The organism is Halomonas sp. HK25, assembly GCF_047795635.1.
Lineage (GTDB): Bacteria > Pseudomonadota > Gammaproteobacteria > Pseudomonadales > Halomonadaceae > Halomonas.
Genome location: NZ_CP181044.1, coordinates 2,233,702 through 2,251,262 on the forward strand (window position 1 = coordinate 2,233,702; position 17,561 = coordinate 2,251,262).

General features: G+C 66.7%; 9 protein-coding genes. 5 read left to right on the top strand and 4 right to left on the bottom strand.

The features are described 5' to 3' along the window. Positions 1-11: 11 nt before the first annotated feature. Both gyrA and ACM26W_RS10790 read right to left on the bottom strand, forming a co-directional pair. Positions 12-2,699, bottom strand: a complete 2,688-nt coding sequence (gyrA, locus tag ACM26W_RS10785; RefSeq protein ID WP_416137001.1) for a DNA gyrase subunit A — start codon at positions 2,697-2,699, stop codon at positions 12-14. A 110-nt stretch (positions 2,700-2,809) separates the two neighbouring features. After that, the gene (locus ACM26W_RS10790; RefSeq protein WP_416137002.1) at positions 2,810-3,241 is read right to left on the bottom strand and encodes an acyl-CoA thioesterase; all 432 of its coding nucleotides are present in this window, start codon (positions 3,239-3,241) and stop codon (positions 2,810-2,812) included. Between the two features lie 167 nt (positions 3,242-3,408). Between ACM26W_RS10790 and ACM26W_RS10795 the strand changes: the two genes are divergently transcribed. The 5 genes from ACM26W_RS10795 to ACM26W_RS10815 all read left to right on the top strand — a co-directional run bounded on the left by ACM26W_RS10795 (position 3,409) and on the right by ACM26W_RS10815 (position 9,497). Then, the gene (locus tag ACM26W_RS10795) at positions 3,409-4,335 is read left to right on the top strand and encodes a recombination-associated protein RdgC (RefSeq protein WP_416137003.1); all 927 of its coding nucleotides are present in this window, start codon (positions 3,409-3,411) and stop codon (positions 4,333-4,335) included. Between the two features lie 4 nt (positions 4,336-4,339). Continuing rightward, positions 4,340-5,512, top strand: a complete 1,173-nt coding sequence (locus ACM26W_RS10800; RefSeq protein WP_416137004.1) for a 1-acyl-sn-glycerol-3-phosphate acyltransferase — start codon at positions 4,340-4,342, stop codon at positions 5,510-5,512. A gap of 29 nt (positions 5,513-5,541) precedes the next feature. Further along, on the top strand, positions 5,542-6,732 hold the full coding sequence (locus ACM26W_RS10805; protein WP_416137005.1) for a cation diffusion facilitator family transporter: 1,191 nt from the start codon (positions 5,542-5,544) through the stop codon (positions 6,730-6,732). A 105-nt stretch (positions 6,733-6,837) separates the two neighbouring features. Next, positions 6,838-7,545: a transglutaminase-like cysteine peptidase gene (locus tag ACM26W_RS10810; RefSeq protein ID WP_416137006.1), complete on the top strand. Its 708-nt coding sequence runs from the start codon at positions 6,838-6,840 to the stop codon at positions 7,543-7,545. A 32-nt stretch (positions 7,546-7,577) separates the two neighbouring features. After that, on the top strand, positions 7,578-9,497 hold the full coding sequence (locus tag ACM26W_RS10815; protein WP_416137007.1) for an EAL domain-containing protein: 1,920 nt from the start codon (positions 7,578-7,580) through the stop codon (positions 9,495-9,497). A 160-nt stretch (positions 9,498-9,657) separates the two neighbouring features. Here the strand turns inward: ACM26W_RS10815 and ACM26W_RS10820 are convergent, their stop codons facing one another. Both ACM26W_RS10820 and ACM26W_RS10825 read right to left on the bottom strand, forming a co-directional pair. Next, the gene (locus ACM26W_RS10820) at positions 9,658-9,996 is read right to left on the bottom strand and encodes a tryptophan synthase subunit beta like protein (RefSeq protein WP_416137008.1); all 339 of its coding nucleotides are present in this window, start codon (positions 9,994-9,996) and stop codon (positions 9,658-9,660) included. Positions 9,997-10,126: 130 nt separating this feature from the next. Beyond that, on the bottom strand, positions 10,127-17,440 hold the full coding sequence (locus ACM26W_RS10825; protein WP_416137009.1) for a retention module-containing protein: 7,314 nt from the start codon (positions 17,438-17,440) through the stop codon (positions 10,127-10,129). Positions 17,441-17,561 lie beyond the last annotated feature (121 nt).

Genomic DNA, 17,561 nt, shown 5'->3' on the forward strand with positions numbered 1-17,561 from the left:
CCCCATTTCCCTTACTCACCATCGGGCTCTCCTTCGTTCTCTTCCCCATCGAAATGGGGGTCTGTCCCCGTTTCCTCTCCCGGCTCATCGATACGCACGGTCTTGACCAGCTTCTCGTCGTTGCCCAGGCGGATCAGCATCACGCCCTGGGTGTTGCGCGAGGTGATCGAGACTTCGTCGACCCGGGTGCGTACCAGGGTGCCGCGGTCGGTGATCAGCATCATCTCGTCGGTGGCGTAGACCTGCATCGCGGCAACGAGCGAGCCGTTGCGCTCGCTGGTCTGCATGGCGATCACGCCCTGGCCGCCACGGCCGCGCAGCGGGAACTCCTCGAGACGGGAGCGCTTGCCGTAGCCATTCTCGCTGGCGGTGAGGATGTAGATCTGGCCGCCGTTGCCGTTCTCGACGGCGACGCCCTGCTCGACGTCGGGCTCGTTCTCATTCTCGACATCGGCTTCTGCATCGATCAGCTGGCTCTGGGGAATGATCAGGCTGATCACCTCGGCATTGCCCAGCAGGCGCATGCCGCGCACGCCGCGGGCGGTGCGCCCCATGGCGCGAACGTTGCCCTCCTCGAAGCGGATCGCCTTGCCGTTGGACGACAGCAGCATGGCGTGGTCGGAGCCCGTGGTGATGGCGGCGCCGATCAGGCGGTCGCCCTCCTCCAGGTCGATGGCGATCAGGCCCACGCTACGCGGCCGCGAGAACTGCTCGAGGCTGGTGCGCTTGACGGTGCCGCGGGCCGTCGCGAAGAAGATGTAGCTCTCCGGATCATAGTCGCGCACCGGCAGAATGGCGTTGATCGCCTCGCCCTCCTCCAGCGGCAGCATGTTGACCAGCGGCTTGCCCCGGGAACCGCGGCTGGCCGCCGGCATCTCGTAGACCTTTAGCCAGTAAACCTTGCCGCGGTTGGAGAACAGCAGCACGGTGTCGTGGGTAGAGGCCACCAGCAGGTGCTCGATGATGTCCTCATCCTTCATCGCGGTGGCGGACTTGCCGCGCCCGCCGCGGCGCTGGGCCTGGTAGTCGGAGAGCGGCTGTGTCTTGGCGTAGCCGGAGCGCGACACGGTGACCACCATGTCCTCCTCGGCGATCAGGTCCTCGATGGACAGATCGAGGTGGCTGGCCTGGATCTCGGTACGCCGCTTGTCGCCGAACTGGTCGCGCACGGCGATCAGCTCCTCGCGGATCACTTCGAGCAGGCGCTCGCTGGAGGCCAGGATGGCCATCAGCTCGGCGATCTTCTCGAGGATCGAGAGATACTCGTCGAGCAGCTTCTCGGTCTCGAGGCCGGTCAGGCGGTGCAGGCGCAGCTCGAGGATGGCCTGGGCCTGGGCAGGCGAGAGCCGATAGGACGCTCTCGCGTCATCGAGGCCGAAGCCCTCCTCCAGCTCCTCGGGCTTGCAGGAGGTGGCCCCGGCGCGCTCGAGCATCCCGCTGACCTGGCCGGGCGGCCAGCTGCGGGCCAGCAGCTTCTCCCTGGCCTCGGCGGCGTTCGGCGAGGCCTTGATCAGCTCGATGACCTCATCGATGTTGGAGATCGCGACGGTGAGACCCTCGAGAATATGGCCGCGCTCGCGGGCCTTCTTCAGCTCGAACAGGGTCCGCCGGGTGACCACCTCGCGGCGGTGACGGATGAAGGCCTCGAGGATCTGCTTGATGTTCATGATCTTCGGCTGGCCATCCTCGATGGCCACCATGTTGATGCCGAAGACGGTCTGCAGCTGGGTCTGGGCGAACAGATTGTTGACCACCACCTCGCCGGACTCGCCGCGCTTGGTTTCGATCACCACCCGCAGCCCATCCTTGTCGGACTCGTCGCGCAGCTCGGCGATGCCCTCGATCTTCTTGTCCTTGACCAGCTCGGCGATCTTCTCGATCAGCCGCGCCTTGTTCACCTGATAGGGCAGTTCGTTGACGATGATATGGTCGCGACCGCTCTTGTCGTCATGCTCGATGACGTGGCAGGCGCGCACGTAGATGCGCCCGCGGCCGGTGCGGTAGGCCTCGAGGATGCCGGCGCGGCCGTTGATGATGGCCCCGGTGGGGAAGTCCGGTCCCGGAATGTGCTCGATCAGGTCGTCGACGCTGAGGGTATAGTCGTCGATCAACGCCAGGCAGGCGCTGATGATCTCGCCCATATTATGGGGCGGGATATTGGTGGCCATACCCACGGCGATGCCCGACGAGCCGTTGATCAGCAGGTTGGGCACCTTGGTGGGCAGCACCTCGGGGATACGCTCGGTACCGTCGTAGTTGTCGACCCAGTCGACGGTGTCCTTCTCGAGGTCGGCCAGTAACTCGTGGGCCAGGCGCGCCATGCGCACTTCGGTGTAACGCATGGCGGCGGCGCTGTCGCCGTCGATGGAACCGAAGTTGCCCTGGCCGTCCACCAGCACGTGACGCATGGAGAAGTGCTGGGCCATGCGCACGATGGTGTCGTAGACGGCGCTGTCACCGTGGGGGTGGTACTTACCGATGACATCGCCCACCACGCGGGCCGACTTCTTGTAAGGCTTGTTCCAGTCATTGCCGAGTTCGTGCATGGCGAACAGCACGCGCCGGTGAACCGGCTTCAGGCCATCGCGCACATCCGGCAGCGCCCGGCCGATGATCACGCTCATCGCGTAATCGAGGTACGACTGCTTCAGTTCGTCCTCGATATTGACTGGCAGAATCTCTCTGGCGATGTCACCCATGGGTCTTCGAATCCTTTGCACTGCAAGAGGTTGGCCGCCCTCTCCGGCGTTGCCGTGGGCGCCATGATAGCGCTACATCATACCACCGCGAGCAGAGCAAAGGCAGCTGGCTATGCGACCTCCTGCTCCATTACCAGGGGCTCAAGCAGCTCGCGAATCACGCCCGCGATGGGCACCGCCTGGTTGGTGGCCACGTCCAGCAGCACGAAGGTCAGGGTCGCCGCGCTGACCAGGGCGTCGTCACGCACGCGACGGATCTCCTGGTTCATCCTGGCGCTGCGCCCGCCGACGGCCGAGAGGCGGGTGCGGATCTCAAGATCGTCACCCGCCACCGCCGCCTGGCGATAGTCGATGTTGAGGTTCACGGCGACGAAGGCGACCTCGCCGCCCACCAGCCGCCCGGACAGGCCCGGGCGATCGTCGAAGTAGCCCCAGCGCCCTTCCTCCAGAAACTCCAGGTAGCGGGCGTTGTTGACGTGGCCGTAGCCGTCCAGATGATAGCCGCGCACCCGCAGGCGGGTCGTCGAGATACGAGAATCCATGGCGCTGCTCCTAGATATAAAGCCGTGATGAAAACCTCTGCGATTCTGACAATGCCGGCGGGCAATTTCAAACAGTCGTTTCAACCTCGCCACATCCCGGCTCCCTGCTGGTACCCCCGCCCCCCTTCAGGGATAATGGCCACTCTTTTTGCCCCGGGAAATGCTTCATGTGGTTCAAGCACTTGCACCTTTATCGCCTGCACGATGCGCCGACGCTGGATGCCGCCACTCTCGAGGAGGCCCTGGCCGAGCACGCCGCCCGGCCGCTGGGCAGCCAGGATCCTCGCCGGATGGGTTGGACCGCGCCCGCCGGCCGCGCAGGCACCGCGCGACTGCACGAACTGCAGGGCCAGCGGCTGCTCAGCGCCCTGCGCCAGGAGCGGCTACTGCCGTCCTCCGTGGTGCGTGAGGAGGTGGAAGAGCGCGCCGCCGATGTCGAGGCCAGGGAAGGGCGCAAGCTGCGTCGCCAGGAGAAGATCGCCCTCAAGGAGCAGGTGATCGAGGAGCTGCTGCCACGGGCCTTCGTGCGCAGCCAGAAGATCGACCTGTGGTGGGACACCCGTCGGCAGCTGATCGGCATCAATGCCAGCTCCCGCACCCGTGCCGAGGAGCTGCTCGACCTGCTCCGCGAGACCCTGGGCAGCCTCAAGGTGACCCCGCTGGCCAGCCAGACCCTGCCCATGCGTGCCATGACCCAGTGGCTTGTTGATCCCGCCTCGCGGCCCGCCGACCTGGGGCTGGGCGACCAGGTGGAGCTCAAGGCCAAGGGCGACGACGGCGTGCTGCGCGCCCGCCAGGTCGACCTCGACAGCGACGAGATCCAGCAGCTGCTGGAGAGCGGCCGCCAGGCCAGCAAGCTGGCCCTCGAGATCGAGGGACGGCTAAGCTTCGTGCTGCATGACGACCTGGCGCTGAAGTCGCTGCGCTTCGGCGACGCTCTGATCGACGAGGCCAACGCCTCCGATGACGGCGACGATGCCCTGGTGCGTCTGGAGACCGACTTCGTGCTGATGGCCGATGCCATGGGCACGAACATCGAGCGCCTGATCGCCTGGCTGGGCGGCGAGGCCGGCACCGCGACCCGTGAAGTGTGAACCCATGACCGACCGACACCCTGACGCCTCGCCCGCCGATCCCTGGGCCGAGATCCGACCCTATCGCGACGAGGAGGTGGCCGACGTCCTCGAGCGCCTGGCCCAGGACCCCGAGCTGCTGAGCGCGCTGACCCGCTTTCGACTGCCGCGGCTGTCGCGTTTCATGCCCCGCCTCTCCAGCACCCTGGCAAGCCTCGCCATTCGCCGCGAGGTACGCGGGGTGACCAGCGTATACGACTTCCAGATGCGCATCGCCAGCTATATGGCGCGCATGATCCGCACCACCACCGACGACTTCCAGGTCGAGGGGCTCGATGCACTGGATGCCGATACCGCCTATCTCTTCATCGGCAACCACCGCGACATCTCCCTGGACCCGGCCTTCGTCAACTATGCGCTCTACCTGGCCGGCCGCGGCACGGTGCGCATCGCCATCGGCGACAACCTGCTCAAGAAGCCCTACGTCACCGACCTGATGCGCCTCAACAAGAGCTTCATCGTCCCCCGCAGCGCCCGTGGCAAGCGCGCCATGCTGGCCGCCTACCAGAAGCTTTCGAGCTATATTCGCCACTCCATCAACGCGGACAACCACTCGATCTGGATGGCCCAGCGCGAGGGACGCGCCAAGGAGGGCATCGACCGCACCGACCCGGCGATCATCAAGATGATGACCATGGCGCGGCGCGCCGAGCAGCGCGGCGTGGGCATCGGCGAGGCGATCGCCGAACTGCGCCTGGTGCCGGTCTCGATCAGCTATGAATACGATCCCTGCGACGTGCAGAAGGCCCGCGAACTCCACGCCCTGCACACCAGCGGCAACTACGAGAAGGAACAGTTCGAGGACATCCAGTCCATCGTCGCCGGCATCACTGGCCACAAGGGACGCGTGCGGCTCTGCGTCGGCACGCCGCTGTCCGCCGACTTCGCAAGCCCCGAGGAGGTGGCCGCCGAGATCGACCGCCAGGTGCTCGCCGGCTACCACCTCTTCCCCAGCCACTACCTGGCCCTGGAGGCGCTGGGCGACGCCCCGGAACTGATCGACCACAAGGCCATCAGCGACGCCGACCGCGCCCGCTTCCAGGCCCGCCTGCAGCAGGTGCCCGCCGAGCTGCGCAGCTGGTGGCTGGCCCAGTACGCGAACCCGGTGCGCAACAAGGCTGGCCGCATCGGCCCCTGACCCTCTCGACCCTTGACAGCGAGGACGCCATGGCACCCGCCCACGGCCATCACCACCTGCATGTGCCACCCGACCGCGGCGCCCAGACCCGCGAGGCTCACAAGGTGACCCTGATCGGCGCGGCGATCGATTTCGTGGTCGGTGTCGCCAAGATGGTCGCCGGGTTCATGGTGGGCTCGGCGGCCCTGGTGGCCGACGGCATCCACTCCTTCTCGGACATCCTCACCGATGTCTTCGTGCTGGCCGCCACCCACTTCGGCCGCCAGGAGCCGGACAGCAACCACCCCTACGGACACGGTCGCATCGAGACCCTGACCACCCTGTGGCTGGGCAGCGTACTGATCTTCGTGGCCGGTGGCATCGCCTGGGCCAGCGTCATCCGGCTGGTCGCCGGTGAGCCGATTCCCGCCCCGGGCATCTGGGCCATCGGCATCGCGGTGGTCGCACTCCTCGCCAAGGAGTGGATCTTTCGCTACACCATGCGCGTCGCCAAGCGCGTCAACTCACGACTGCTGGAGGCCAACGCCTGGCACTCCCGCTCCGATGCGCTCTCAACCGTGGTGGTCCTGGTGGGCCTGATCGCGGCCCAGTTCGGAGCCGGCTGGATGGACGCCGTGGCCGCCATCGTGGTGGGCGTGATGGTCGGCCAGGTGGGTGGGCGGCTGCTGTGGGAATCGAGCCAGGAGCTGATCGATACCGCACTGCCCGTGCAGGAGCGACGCGAGATGCAGGCGCTGGCCGAACGGATCCCCGGCGTGCGTGGCGTCCACGACCTGCGCACCCGCACCCTGGGCAGCCAGGCGCTGCTGGACCTGCATATCGTGGTGCCGCCGCGGGTCACCGTCTCCGAGGCCCACGAGATCGGCAACGCCGTGACCCGACGCCTGCGCGAAGACTTCCCGGTGCTGGCCGACGTGACCTTCCATATCGACCCGGAGGACGATGCCGGCGAGACCGAGCACAGCCTGCGCCCGGGCCTGCCGCTGCGCGGAGACGTGGAGGGCATGCTCGACGAGACCTGGCGCGACGTGGGCATCTGGCACGCGCGGGTCGCCCTGGATCTCCACTACCTGGACAACCAGGTGGACGTCTCGATCTTCGTCAACGCCCTGCCTGAAGGCCAGAGCCTGGATCAGGCCGCCGACGAGCTGCGTGACGCCTGCCGCGACCTCGGCTGGATCGGACGGCTGCGGGTCTGGCAGGGCCCCGGCAAGAGATGAACCGCGTGACTGCATCCCATCAGGGGGTTAGCCGCCATGGTACATTCGCATTAGGCATCACCTGCGCCTAGTATTCGGCAAACGCCGATCTATCCGAGCCCTGCCATGTCACCCTCCCCGCCCCGTCGCCCAGTGTCGCCGGGCCGCCGTCGCTTTCTGGCGGGGCTCGGCGCTCTTGTGCTGGCGGCCGGGCTGGGGCTTCGCCCGGGACCGGCCACCGCCAGCCTCGACCCCTCGCGGCTGCGCCAGAGCATGCAGCGCCTCTATGGCCAGCAGGGATTGAACACACTGGAGGCGTGGTTCGCCCTGCTCGAACGCCAGCGCGGCGCCCCCCTCCAGAGCCAGCTGCGTGAGGTCAACGATTTCTTCAACCGCCGGGTGCGCTGGGTCGATGACATCGACAACTGGGGGCGCGAGGATTTCTGGGCGACGCCGCTGGAGACCATGGGCCAGGGCCAGGGCGACTGCGAGGACTACTCGATCGCCAAGTACATCACCTTGAAGCAGCTCGGCGTGCCCGGCGGCCAACTGCGCATGATCTACGTGCGGGCGCGCATTGGCCGCAGCCAGATCACCCAGGCCCATATGGTGCTGGGCTGGTACGAGACGCCGGCGGCGGAGCCGCTGATACTGGACAACCTGGTGCCCTCGATCACGCCGGCCGCCCAGCGCACCGACCTCGACCCGCTGTTCAGCTTCAACAGCCAGGGGCTCTGGGCCGGCGGCGGCTCGGAGTCGCGGGCCGACCCGCTGGCGCGGCTGTCGCGCTGGCGCAACGTGATCGATCGCATGCGCGAGCAGGGATTCATCTGATTCGGGCCCAGACCCGTGGGGAGCACAACGACATGTCGCTTATCAAGCAGCTCTGGCTGACCATCGTGGTACTGCTGTTGCTGGCCTTCGGCGGCAGCCTGTTCATCGGCGTCACCAGCAGCCGCCACTACATGCAGCAGGAAGTGCAGATCAAGAACGCCGACAACGCCAACGCCCTCGCGCTGACCATGAGTCATCTCGACAAGGATCCGGTGACCATCGGCCTGCTGATGGCGGCCCAGTTCGATACCGGCCACTACCGCCTGATCGAGCTGCGCGACCCCGCGGGCCAGGTGATCGACCTGCGCGAGAGCGGCGAGACGGTCGTGGGGCCCCCAGGCTGGTTCGTCGACCTGGTCCGCTTCGAGGTCCCCCCGGGGCACGCGGTGGTTCAGGATGGCTGGAACCAGTACGGCACCCTGGCCGTGGCCACGCATCACAGCTTCGCCTACCGCTCGCTGTGGCGCAGCACTCTGGAGCTGCTCGGCTGGTTCGTTCTGGCCGGCGTCATCAGCCTGGCCCTGGCGGCGTGGGTCGTGCGCACCATCCGCCGCCCACTGAGCGCCGTGGTGGCCCAGGCCCGCGACATCGGCGACTGGCGCTTCACTACCTCCCCCGAGCCGCGAACTCGCGAGCTGAAGGAGGTCGTCCAGGCCATGAACCAGCTCTCCGGCGCCGTGCGCGAGATGCTCGGCCGCGAGAGTGAACGACTCGATGTGCTCAGGCAGCGCCTGCAGCATGACGCCGTCACCGGCGTGCTCAACCGCGAGTCCTTCCTCAGCCAGCTCAATGTCATGCTGGAGAGCAGTGGCTCCCGGGCCAGCGGCACCTTCGCCCTGGTGCGCCTGGCCAGACTCGGCGAGGTCAGTGAACGGCTGGGGCATGGCGACACCGACCGCCTGCTCAGGACGCTAGGCCAGGAGTTGGAACAGCTCGGCAAGGTCAGCGGCGGCGGTATCGCCGGGCGCCTGGGCGGCGGTGACTTCGCCCTGCTGGTGCCGGGCCGGGTAGACCTTCAGGGCATCGGCCAGGAACTCACCCAGCGACTGGATGCCCTGCACAAGCAGGAACAGCGCATCAAACTCGGCCTGCCCTCCTCACTGATCGCCTACTCCCAGGAGGATAAGCACGCGGCCCTGCTGGCCAGCCTGGATGGCGCGCTCGCCACCGCCGAGAACCGCGGCGACCTCGCCCAGCTCATCGCCGAAGGGTCACAGCGACTGCCGCTGTTCAACAGCCACGCCGAGTGGCGAAAGGCGCTGCAGGAGGCCCTGCAGGCCGGCGTCTACCTGGGCCGCTTCCCGGTGCTGGACGCCGATGGCAAGCTGCTCCACCTGGAGTGCCCCTCACGGCTGCGCCTCAAGGGCGAGTGGCACCCTGCCGGGGTCTTCATGCCCTGGATCTCACGCCTGGAGCTGGACACCGCCCTGGACATGGCCGTGGCCCGCGAGACCCTCAAGGAGATCGCCCGCCACGGCAAGCCGCTGGGCATCAACCTCTCCCCCGCCTCGGTGCGCAACGCCCGCTTCGTGCTCGACCTGCGCAATCTGCTCCATTCCCAGCGCGAGGCCGCCGACAGGCTCTGGCTGGAGGTGCCGGAAGCCATGGTCATCCACGACCTGGAGAGCTTCCGCAGCCTCTGCCGAGAACTGCAGCCCTTCGGTTGCAAACTCGGGGTGGAGCACGTCGGCCGCGAATTCCGACGCATCTCGGATCTCCAGGAACTGGGGCTCAGCTACCTCAAGATCGACGCCTCCCTGATCAAGGGAGTCGACCGCAGTCCAGAGCAGCAGACCATCCTGCGCGGCATGGCCACCCTCTGCCACTCCATCGGCATCCTCGCCATCGCCGAGGGCGTCGACAGCCTCCAGGAGGCCGAACTGCTCTATGAACTGGGCATGGACGGCGTCACCGGTCCTGGCGTTCGCCAGCACAGCAGGCCCGCTGGCTGACCTGTGGGAGATCGGCTCTGCCGGGCGAATGGAGGCCGAAGGCCTCCCTATGTGAGATCGGCTCCGCCGAGCGAATGGCGCCGAAGGCCTCCCTGTGGGAGATCGTCTCCGCCGAGCGAATGGCGTCGAAGGCGCCCCGGCGGGCGCTACCGAGCGGGGCTCAGATCACCCCGCTCTCCTCATCGTCACCGCCGACCAGGCTCAGGCCACTCAGGCGGCGACGCAGCGTCTGGCGCTCCATCACCTTCTGCTGCGCCGGCTCCGGCAAGTCGGTGAAGCTGATCACCCCCTTGTCCATCAGCACCTCGAGCACGTCCTCGAGTACCCGCACGAAGGCCAGATCCGAGGCCTGGAAGTGCGCCGCCCCCGGCGAGGATGGCTCCTCCATCAGGAAGCTCAACAACTCGGGGGACTCGGCCGGCAGGAACTCCCGGCAGTCAGGCGTCGCCTCCCGGCTGATCAACTCGATGCGACCATCTTTGGCGCGCTTGATGTACATGAAGGCTCTCTCTACAGGCTATACCGACCATGCTAGGCCAGATCAGCCGCTCACGCAGCATGGACGGGTGGCAAGCCGAAAGAAAAAGCGCCCGGCAGAGCCGGGCGCCTGGCCGGGTAGTGGAAAGGCGTTACTCGATATCGAGTTGGCCGTCATCCAGCAGCTGTTGAATCAGTCCCTCACTGTAGGCGAGGTCCTTGAGGATGATGACCTGGTCCGCTCCGCTGACGGCACCGTCATCGACGGCCAGTTCACCCATCGAGCTGATATGCAACACAGTGTTGCCGACTGCATCTTCAGTGGCATGCAGGTAGCTGGAAAGGTCCTCAGCAGACTCCATGCCCTGCAGCAGGTCGGAGAGCACCAGCTTGTCAGCCCCGTCACCGTCAAGCGTAAAGTCGGTGACGGTATCGGTGGCCGCACTGCCATCGATCCCCTGGTCGCCCAGATGCCAGACGAAGACGTTGTTGCCGCCGCCACCGGTCAGCTCATCGTCCCCGGCCCCGCCGATGATGGTGTCGTTGCCGGTACCGCCGGTGATGGTGTCATCGCCGGCACCGCCATAGAGCAGGTTGTCACCTCCGATGCCTTGGATAGTGTCGTCGCCGTCGCCGCCGTAGATGATGTCATTACCCTCATTGCCGATCAGGGTGTCATCACCATCGCCACCCAGCAGCAGGCCACCGGTTTCATCGGCGACTGTCAGGTTGTCATCACCGTCACCCCCCTCTTGAACAACATGCGTATCCGGAGCCAGTTGCAGCTTGATGGCATCCATGACGGTCAGGCTGTCGCCATCACCATCGATGATGTCGAGGTCGATGCCGAAGTCGACAGCAACACCCGGCTCAAGAGCCATGGCACCGAATCCACCGATCTTGAAAGATCCACCTGAGACATAGTGATACTCCACGCTGTTGAAGCCACTCGGGGTGGAAACGCCAATCAGGGTGTTGGATTGAACACCGCCAATCTCCACCGACTGGCCGACCAGCTGCACCGTAAAGGTCTGGCCACCCACGACAGCGGAGTATTGGTCTCCATCACTCCAGGCGGTGACATTCACGTTCAGGCTCTGGCCGCCATACTCGATCATCACATTGCTGATCGGGTCCTGCTCACCATCACCGACAATATTATTGTCATTGGCATCATCGAAGGCCTTGACCCGAATTGTCGTATTGCTGGCCGAACCGATCAGCGCGGTTACCCCATTGACCAGATTGTGTCCATCGAAGGTGTGGTCGTTGTTGTCCTGATCGTAGCCGCCGCCGGAAGAGCCGGACGGTGGGTTACCGGCGATGTTGTTGACGAAGTCGACACGCATGGCCTCTCCGTCGCCGACGCTCGCCCCAGCGCCCACACCGCCAGTATTGGCTGACGTGTTGATGGAGGGGCCGCCGATAGGCGTCAGCAGCACATCATATTCCGTTCCTCCTGCAGCATTGAAATAGGCGTAGTGAGAATTGCCACCGTTGAAGTCGTAGACACTATCTATGACGGAAAACTGGCCGGCACCGCCGTCAATCTGCTGGTGCAGCTCGAAACCATACGTGTCCTCAGCCGCATCAAGTGCTCCATCCTGGCTCAGTTCAATGGTGAAGACCCTCTCTGCCAATACCTCTGGACTACTGGCATCACCATCACCATTGTGGGTCGAGCCAATCAGAGTCCGGCCGTCCCCGCTGACATACAGGTAGATGATCGAACCATCGGAGGTAAGCGAAGTAGGTGTTCCATTAGCGGCACTGAAGCGGACCGTGCCACCTTGATCAGCGCCATAGTTGTCATCAACATTGCCGTCCAGATCAAGCCTGACGCCCGAAATGGACTCACCGACCTGGTTCAGCAGGAACCCGATGTCGGGGCTGATAAACACCGGCTGATCATCGACGATGGTCACCGTCAGGGTGTTGGTCTGGGTGTTACCGAACTCGTCTTGCGTGGCGTATTCGATGACGTCGGTGACCTCGCCCTCGCGGTGATCCGCCGGGCTGGTCAGGGTATAGCTGTAGCGGCCGTCGGCGTTGATCTCGAAGGTGCCGTTGGCGGTGCTGCCGCTGGCGTCTTGCGCACGCCAGCCGTCGGCCAGCTCGAGGTCGCCGCTGGCGGTGATGGTCTGGTCGCCCACGTCGGTGCCATCGTCCAGGCCGGCCTCGTACACGGTGGCGCTGGTGTCGATCGGCGCGACCGTGCCGTCGACCACGCCCACCGTCAGGGTGGTGGTGGCCCGGTCGCCGTCGCCATCCTCGAGGGTGTAGGTGAACACATCGCTGCCGGTGACATTGGCGTTGGCCACGTAGCTGAAGCTGCCATCGGCGTTCAGCGTCAGGGTGCCGTAGGTGCCGTCGATCGCGGTGCCCACGCTGCCGCTGACCGGCTCGCCGTCGCTGTCGCCCAGGGCGACGCCGACCACGGCGCCGTCCTCGGCGCGGCTGTCGGCACCCAGCTGGTCGTTGGCCTTGACGTTGCCGGTCGCGGTATCACCGCTGGCCAGGGCCTCGACCGTATCGGCCACGGCCACCGGGGCGTCGTCGACGATGGTCACCGTCAGGGTGTTGGTCTGGGTGTTACCGAACTCGTCTTGCGTGGTGTATTCGATGACGTCGGTGACCTCGCCCTCGCGGTGATCCGCCGGGCTGGTCAGGGTATAGCTGTAGCGGCCGTCGGCGTTGATCTCGAAGGTGCCGTTGGCGGTGCTGCCGCTGGCGTCTTGCGCACGCCAGCCGTCGGCCAGCTCGAGGTCGCCGCTGGCGGTGATGGTCTGGTCGCCCACGTCGGTGCCATCGTCCAGGCCGGCCTCGTACACGGTGGCGCTGGTGTCGATCGGCGCGACCGTGCCGTCGACCACGCCCACCGTCAGGGTGGTGGTGGCCCGGTCGCCGTCGCCATCCTCGAGGGTGTAGGTGAACACATCGCTGCCGGTGACATTGGCGTTGGCCACGTAGCTGAAGCTGCCATCGGCGTTCAGCGTCAGGGTGCCGTAGGTGCCGTCGATCGCGGTGCCCACGTTGCCGCTGACCGGCTCGCCGTCGCTGTCGCCCAGGGCGACGCCGACCACGGCGCCGTCCTCGGCGCGGCTGTCGGCACCCAGCTGGTCGTTGGCCTTGACGTTGCCGGTCGCGGTATCACCGCTGGCCAGGGCCTCGACCGTATCGGCCACGGCCACCGGGGCGTCGTCGACGATGGTCACCGTCAGGGTGTTGGTCTGGGTGTTACCGAACTCATCGATCGTGCTGTATTCGATGACGTCGGTGACCTCGCCCTCGCGGTGGTCCGCCGGGCTCTCCAGCGTGTAGCTGTAGCGGCCGTCGGCGTTGATCTCGAAGGTGCCGTTGGCGGTGCTGCCGCTGGCATCTTGCGCACGCCAGCCGTCGGCCAGCTCGAGGTCGCCGCTGGCGGTGATGGTCTGGTCGCCCACGTCGGTGCCATCGTCCAGGCCGGCCTCGTACACGGTGGCGCTGGTGTCGATCGGCGCGACCGTGCCGTCGACCACGCCCACCGTCAGGGTGGTGGTGGCCCGGTCGCCGTCGCCATCCTCGAGGGTGTAGGTGAACACATCGCTGCCGGTGACATTGGCGTTGGCCACGTAGCTGAAGCTGCCATCGGCGTTCAGCGTCAGGGTGCCGTAGGTGCCGTCGATCGCGGTGCCCACGCTGCCGCTGACCGGCTCGCCGTCGCTGTCGCCCAGGGCGACGCCGACCACGGCGCCGTCCTCGGCGCGGCTGTCGGCACCCAGCTGGTCGTTGGCCTTGACGTTGCCGGTCGCGGTATCACCGCTGGCCAGGGCCTCGACCGTATCGGCCACGGCCACCGGGGCGTCGTCGACGATGGTCACCGTCAGGGTGTTGGTCTGGGTGTTACCGAACTCATCGATCGTGGTGTATTCGATGACGTCGGTGACCTCGCCCTCGCGGTGGTCCGCCGGGCTCTCCAGCGTGTAGCTGTAGCGGCCGTCGGCGTTGATCTCGAAGGTGCCGTTGGCGGTGCTGCCGCTGGCGTCTTGCGCACGCCAGCCGTCGGCCAGCTCGAGGTCGCCGCTGGCGGTGATGGTCTGGTCGCCCACGTCGGTGCCATCGTCCAGGCCGGCCTCGTACACGGTGGCGCTGGTGTCGATCGGCGCGACCGTGCCGTCGACCACGCCCACCGTCAGGGTGGTGGTGGCCCGGTCGCCGTCGCCATCCTCGAGGGTGTAGGTGAACACATCGCTGCCGGTGACATTGGCGTTGGCCACGTAGCTGAAGCTGCCATCGGCGTTCAGCGTCAGGGTGCCGTAGGTGCCGTCGATCGCGGTGCCCACGCTGCCGCTGACCGGCTCGCCGTCGCTGTCGCCCAGGGCGACGCCGACCACGGCGCCGTCCTCGGCGCGGCTGTCGGCACCCAGCTGGTCGTTGGCCTTGACGTTGCCGGTCGCGGTATCACCGCTGGCCAGGGCCTCGACCGTATCGGCCACGGCCACCGGGGCGTCGTCGACGATGGTCACCGTCAGGGTGTTGGTCTGGGTGTTACCGAACTCGTCTTGCGTGGTGTATTCGATGACGTCGGTGACCTCGCCCTCGCGGTGATCCGCCGGGCTGGTCAGGGTATAGCTGTAGCGGCCGTCGGCGTTGATCTCGAAGGTGCCGTTGGCGGTGCTGCCGCTGGCGTCTTGCGCACGCCAGCCGTCGGCCAGCTCGAGGTCGCCGCTGGCGGTGATGGTCTGGTCGCCCACGTCGGTGCCATCGTCCAGGCCGGCCTCGTACACGGTGGCGCTGGTGTCGATCGGCGCGACCGTGCCGTCGACCACGCCCACCGTCAGGGTGGTGGTGGCCCGGTCGCCGTCGCCATCCTCGAGGGTGTAGGTGAACACATCGCTGCCGGTGACATTGGCGTTGGCCACGTAGCTGAAGCTGCCATCGGCGTTCAGCGTCAGGGTGCCGTAGGTGCCGTCGATCGCGGTGCCCACGTTGCCGCTGACCGGCTCGCCGTCGCTGTCGCCCAGGGCGACGCCGACCACGGCGCCGTCCTCGGCGCGGCTGTCGGCACCCAGCTGGTCGTTGGCCTTGACGTTGCCGGTCGCGGTATCACCGCTGGCCAGGGCCTCGACCGTATCGGCCACGGCCACCGGGGCGTCGTCGACGATGGTCACCGTCAGGGTGTTGGTCTGGGTGTTACCGAACTCATCGATCGTGCTGTATTCGATGACGTCGGTGACCTCGCCCTCGCGGTGGTCCGCCGGGCTCTCCAGCGTGTAGCTGTAGCGGCCGTCGGCGTTGATCTCGAAGGTGCCGTTGGCGGTGCTGCCGCTGGCATCTTGCGCACGCCAGCCGTCGGCCAGCTCGAGGTCGCCGCTGGCGGTGATGGTCTGGTCGCCCACGTCGGTGCCATCGTCCAGGCCGGCCTCGTACACGGTGGCGCTGGTGTCGATCGGCGCGACCGTGCCGTCGACCACGCCCACCGTCAGGGTGGTGGTGGCCCGGTCGCCGTCGCCATCCTCGAGGGTGTAGGTGAACACATCGCTGCCGGTGACATTGGCGTTGGCCACGTAGCTGAAGCTGCCATCGGCGTTCAGCGTCAGGGTGCCGTAGGTGCCGTCGATCGCGGTGCCCACGCTGCCGCTGACCGGCTCGCCGTCGCTGTCGCCCAGGGCGACGCCGACCACGGCGCCATCCTCGGCGCGGCTGTCGGCACCCAGCTGGTCGTTGGCCTTGACGTTGCCGGTCGCGGTATCACCGCTGGCCAGGGCCTCGACCACGTCGGCCACGGCCACCGGGGCGTCGTCGACGATGGTCACCGTCAGGGTGTTGGTCTGGGTGTTACCGAACTCGTCTTGCGTGGTGTATTCGATGACGTCGGTGACCTCGCCCTCGCGGTGATCCGCCGGACTGGTCAGCGTGTAGCTGTAGCGGCCGTCGGCGTTGATCTCGAAGGTGCCGTTGGCGGTGCTGCCGCTGGCGTCTTGCGCACGCCAGCCGTCGGCCAGCTCGAGGTCGCCGCTGGCGGTAATGGTCTGGTCGCCCACGTCGGTGCCATCGTCCAGGCCGGCCTCGTACACGGTGGCGCTGGTGTCGATCGGCGCGACCGTGCCGTCGACCACGCCCACCGTCAGGGTGGTGGTGGCCCGGTCGCCGTCGCCATCCTCGAGGGTGTAGGTGAACACATCGCTGCCGGTGACATTGGCGTTGGCCACGTAGCTGAAGCTGCCATCGGCGTTCAGCGTCAGGGTGCCGTAGGTGCCGTCGATCGCGGTGCCCACGCTGCCGCTGACCGGCTCGCCGTCGCTGTCGCCCAGGGCGACGCCGACCACGGCGCCATCCTCGGCGCGGCTGTCGGCACCCAGCTGGTCGTTGGCCTTGACGTTGCCGGTCGCGGTATCACCGCTGGCCAGGGCCTCGACCGTATCGGCTACGGCCACCGGGGCGTCGTCGAAGAAGGCGATCGCCAGGGTGCCATCGGCTGGCGTACCGTTGCCGTCAATGACGGTGAAGATCAGTTCCAAGCCCGCTTCGTCGGCATCCGCTTCATGCAACACGTTGTCGAGCAGCGTCAGGGTGTAGGCGCCGGTGGCCGGGTCCACCACCAGGCTGAAGAGCTCGCCGCGCGGCCCGTTGGCGGTCAGGGTATGGCTGGCGGCGTCCCAGCTGTAAGTCACCGTCTCGGTGCCGACCTGGCCGGTGGTGCCGTCCATGCCGGCGAAGCCGATATTGCCGGCACCGTCCGGACCAAAGTCAAAGTCCAGGGTGCCGGCAAAGACGGCCCCGCCTTCCTGCAGGAGCTGTGCATCGAAGAGCTCGGCAGCCGAAGCGCCGGCGTCGGGAGCAGCATCAATGGGCGCTTCAATAGGCGCTTCAACAGGCGCTTCAATGGGCGCCTCAACAGGCGCTTCAATGGGCGCCTCAACAGGCGCCTCAACAGGCGCCTCAACAGGCGCCTCAACAGGCGCTTCGATGGGCGCCTCAACAGGCTCATCACCCTCAACCTCAACCTCAAGCGCTGCCACATCCTCCGGGAAGTCGATGGCGGCCAGCTGCCCCATGCCGTAGTCGAAGCTCTGCGGCGAGACCTGCTCGGCAATACGGCCCAGCATCACGAAGCTGTGTCCGCCTTCTGCGCCACCACCGGGGCCTGCACCGGCGGCGGTCGCATCGAGCGCGTCGAGCAGATCGCCCTCGCCTTCGTCGATGGCCGCGAGCAGGGCCTCGAGGTCTTCATCCAGGGCACTGAACTCGGAGGGCTCGGCAGGCTGGCTGGCGTCCAGCTCAGGCGTCATGGCGACCTGCTGGCCACCGTCGATCAAGGTGGGGTCGAGCCCGTCACCGAAGTCCAGCTGGACCAGAGCGTCGTCGGCGGTGACGAGGGTCTCACCCTCCTGCAGGGTGTCGCCTATGCGGAGCTCGCGGAGGTTGCCATCGGCGTCCCGCGCCCAGGCCTGACCGGTAATGGAGATAACGGTTGCGATGGTCATGGTAAAACTCCCTGCATGATGATCTTGGTCTTGCGAAGGCGAGGCGACGCAGTGCCGACTGATACATTCACGTTAGGCGCTGAAGGGGGCGGCGAGTATTGGACCGATGGACGGGTCGCCC

Bases quoted from the DNA above. Each gene is read 5' to 3' on its own strand.
- gyrA (WP_416137001.1), bottom strand. From the start codon at position 2,699: ATGGGTGACATCGCCAGAGAGATTCTGCCAGTCAATATCGAGGACGAA.
- ACM26W_RS10790 (WP_416137002.1), bottom strand. From the start codon at position 3,241: ATGGATTCTCGTATCTCGACGACCCGCCTGCGGGTGCGCGGCTATCAT.
- ACM26W_RS10795 (WP_416137003.1), top strand. From the start codon at position 3,409: ATGTGGTTCAAGCACTTGCACCTTTATCGCCTGCACGATGCGCCGACG.
- ACM26W_RS10800 (WP_416137004.1), top strand. From the start codon at position 4,340: ATGACCGACCGACACCCTGACGCCTCGCCCGCCGATCCCTGGGCCGAG.
- ACM26W_RS10805 (WP_416137005.1), top strand. From the start codon at position 5,542: ATGGCACCCGCCCACGGCCATCACCACCTGCATGTGCCACCCGACCGC.
- ACM26W_RS10810 (WP_416137006.1), top strand. From the start codon at position 6,838: ATGTCACCCTCCCCGCCCCGTCGCCCAGTGTCGCCGGGCCGCCGTCGC.
- ACM26W_RS10815 (WP_416137007.1), top strand. From the start codon at position 7,578: ATGTCGCTTATCAAGCAGCTCTGGCTGACCATCGTGGTACTGCTGTTG.
- ACM26W_RS10820 (WP_416137008.1), bottom strand. From the start codon at position 9,996: ATGTACATCAAGCGCGCCAAAGATGGTCGCATCGAGTTGATCAGCCGG.
- ACM26W_RS10825 (WP_416137009.1), bottom strand. From the start codon at position 17,440: ATGACCATCGCAACCGTTATCTCCATTACCGGTCAGGCCTGGGCGCGG.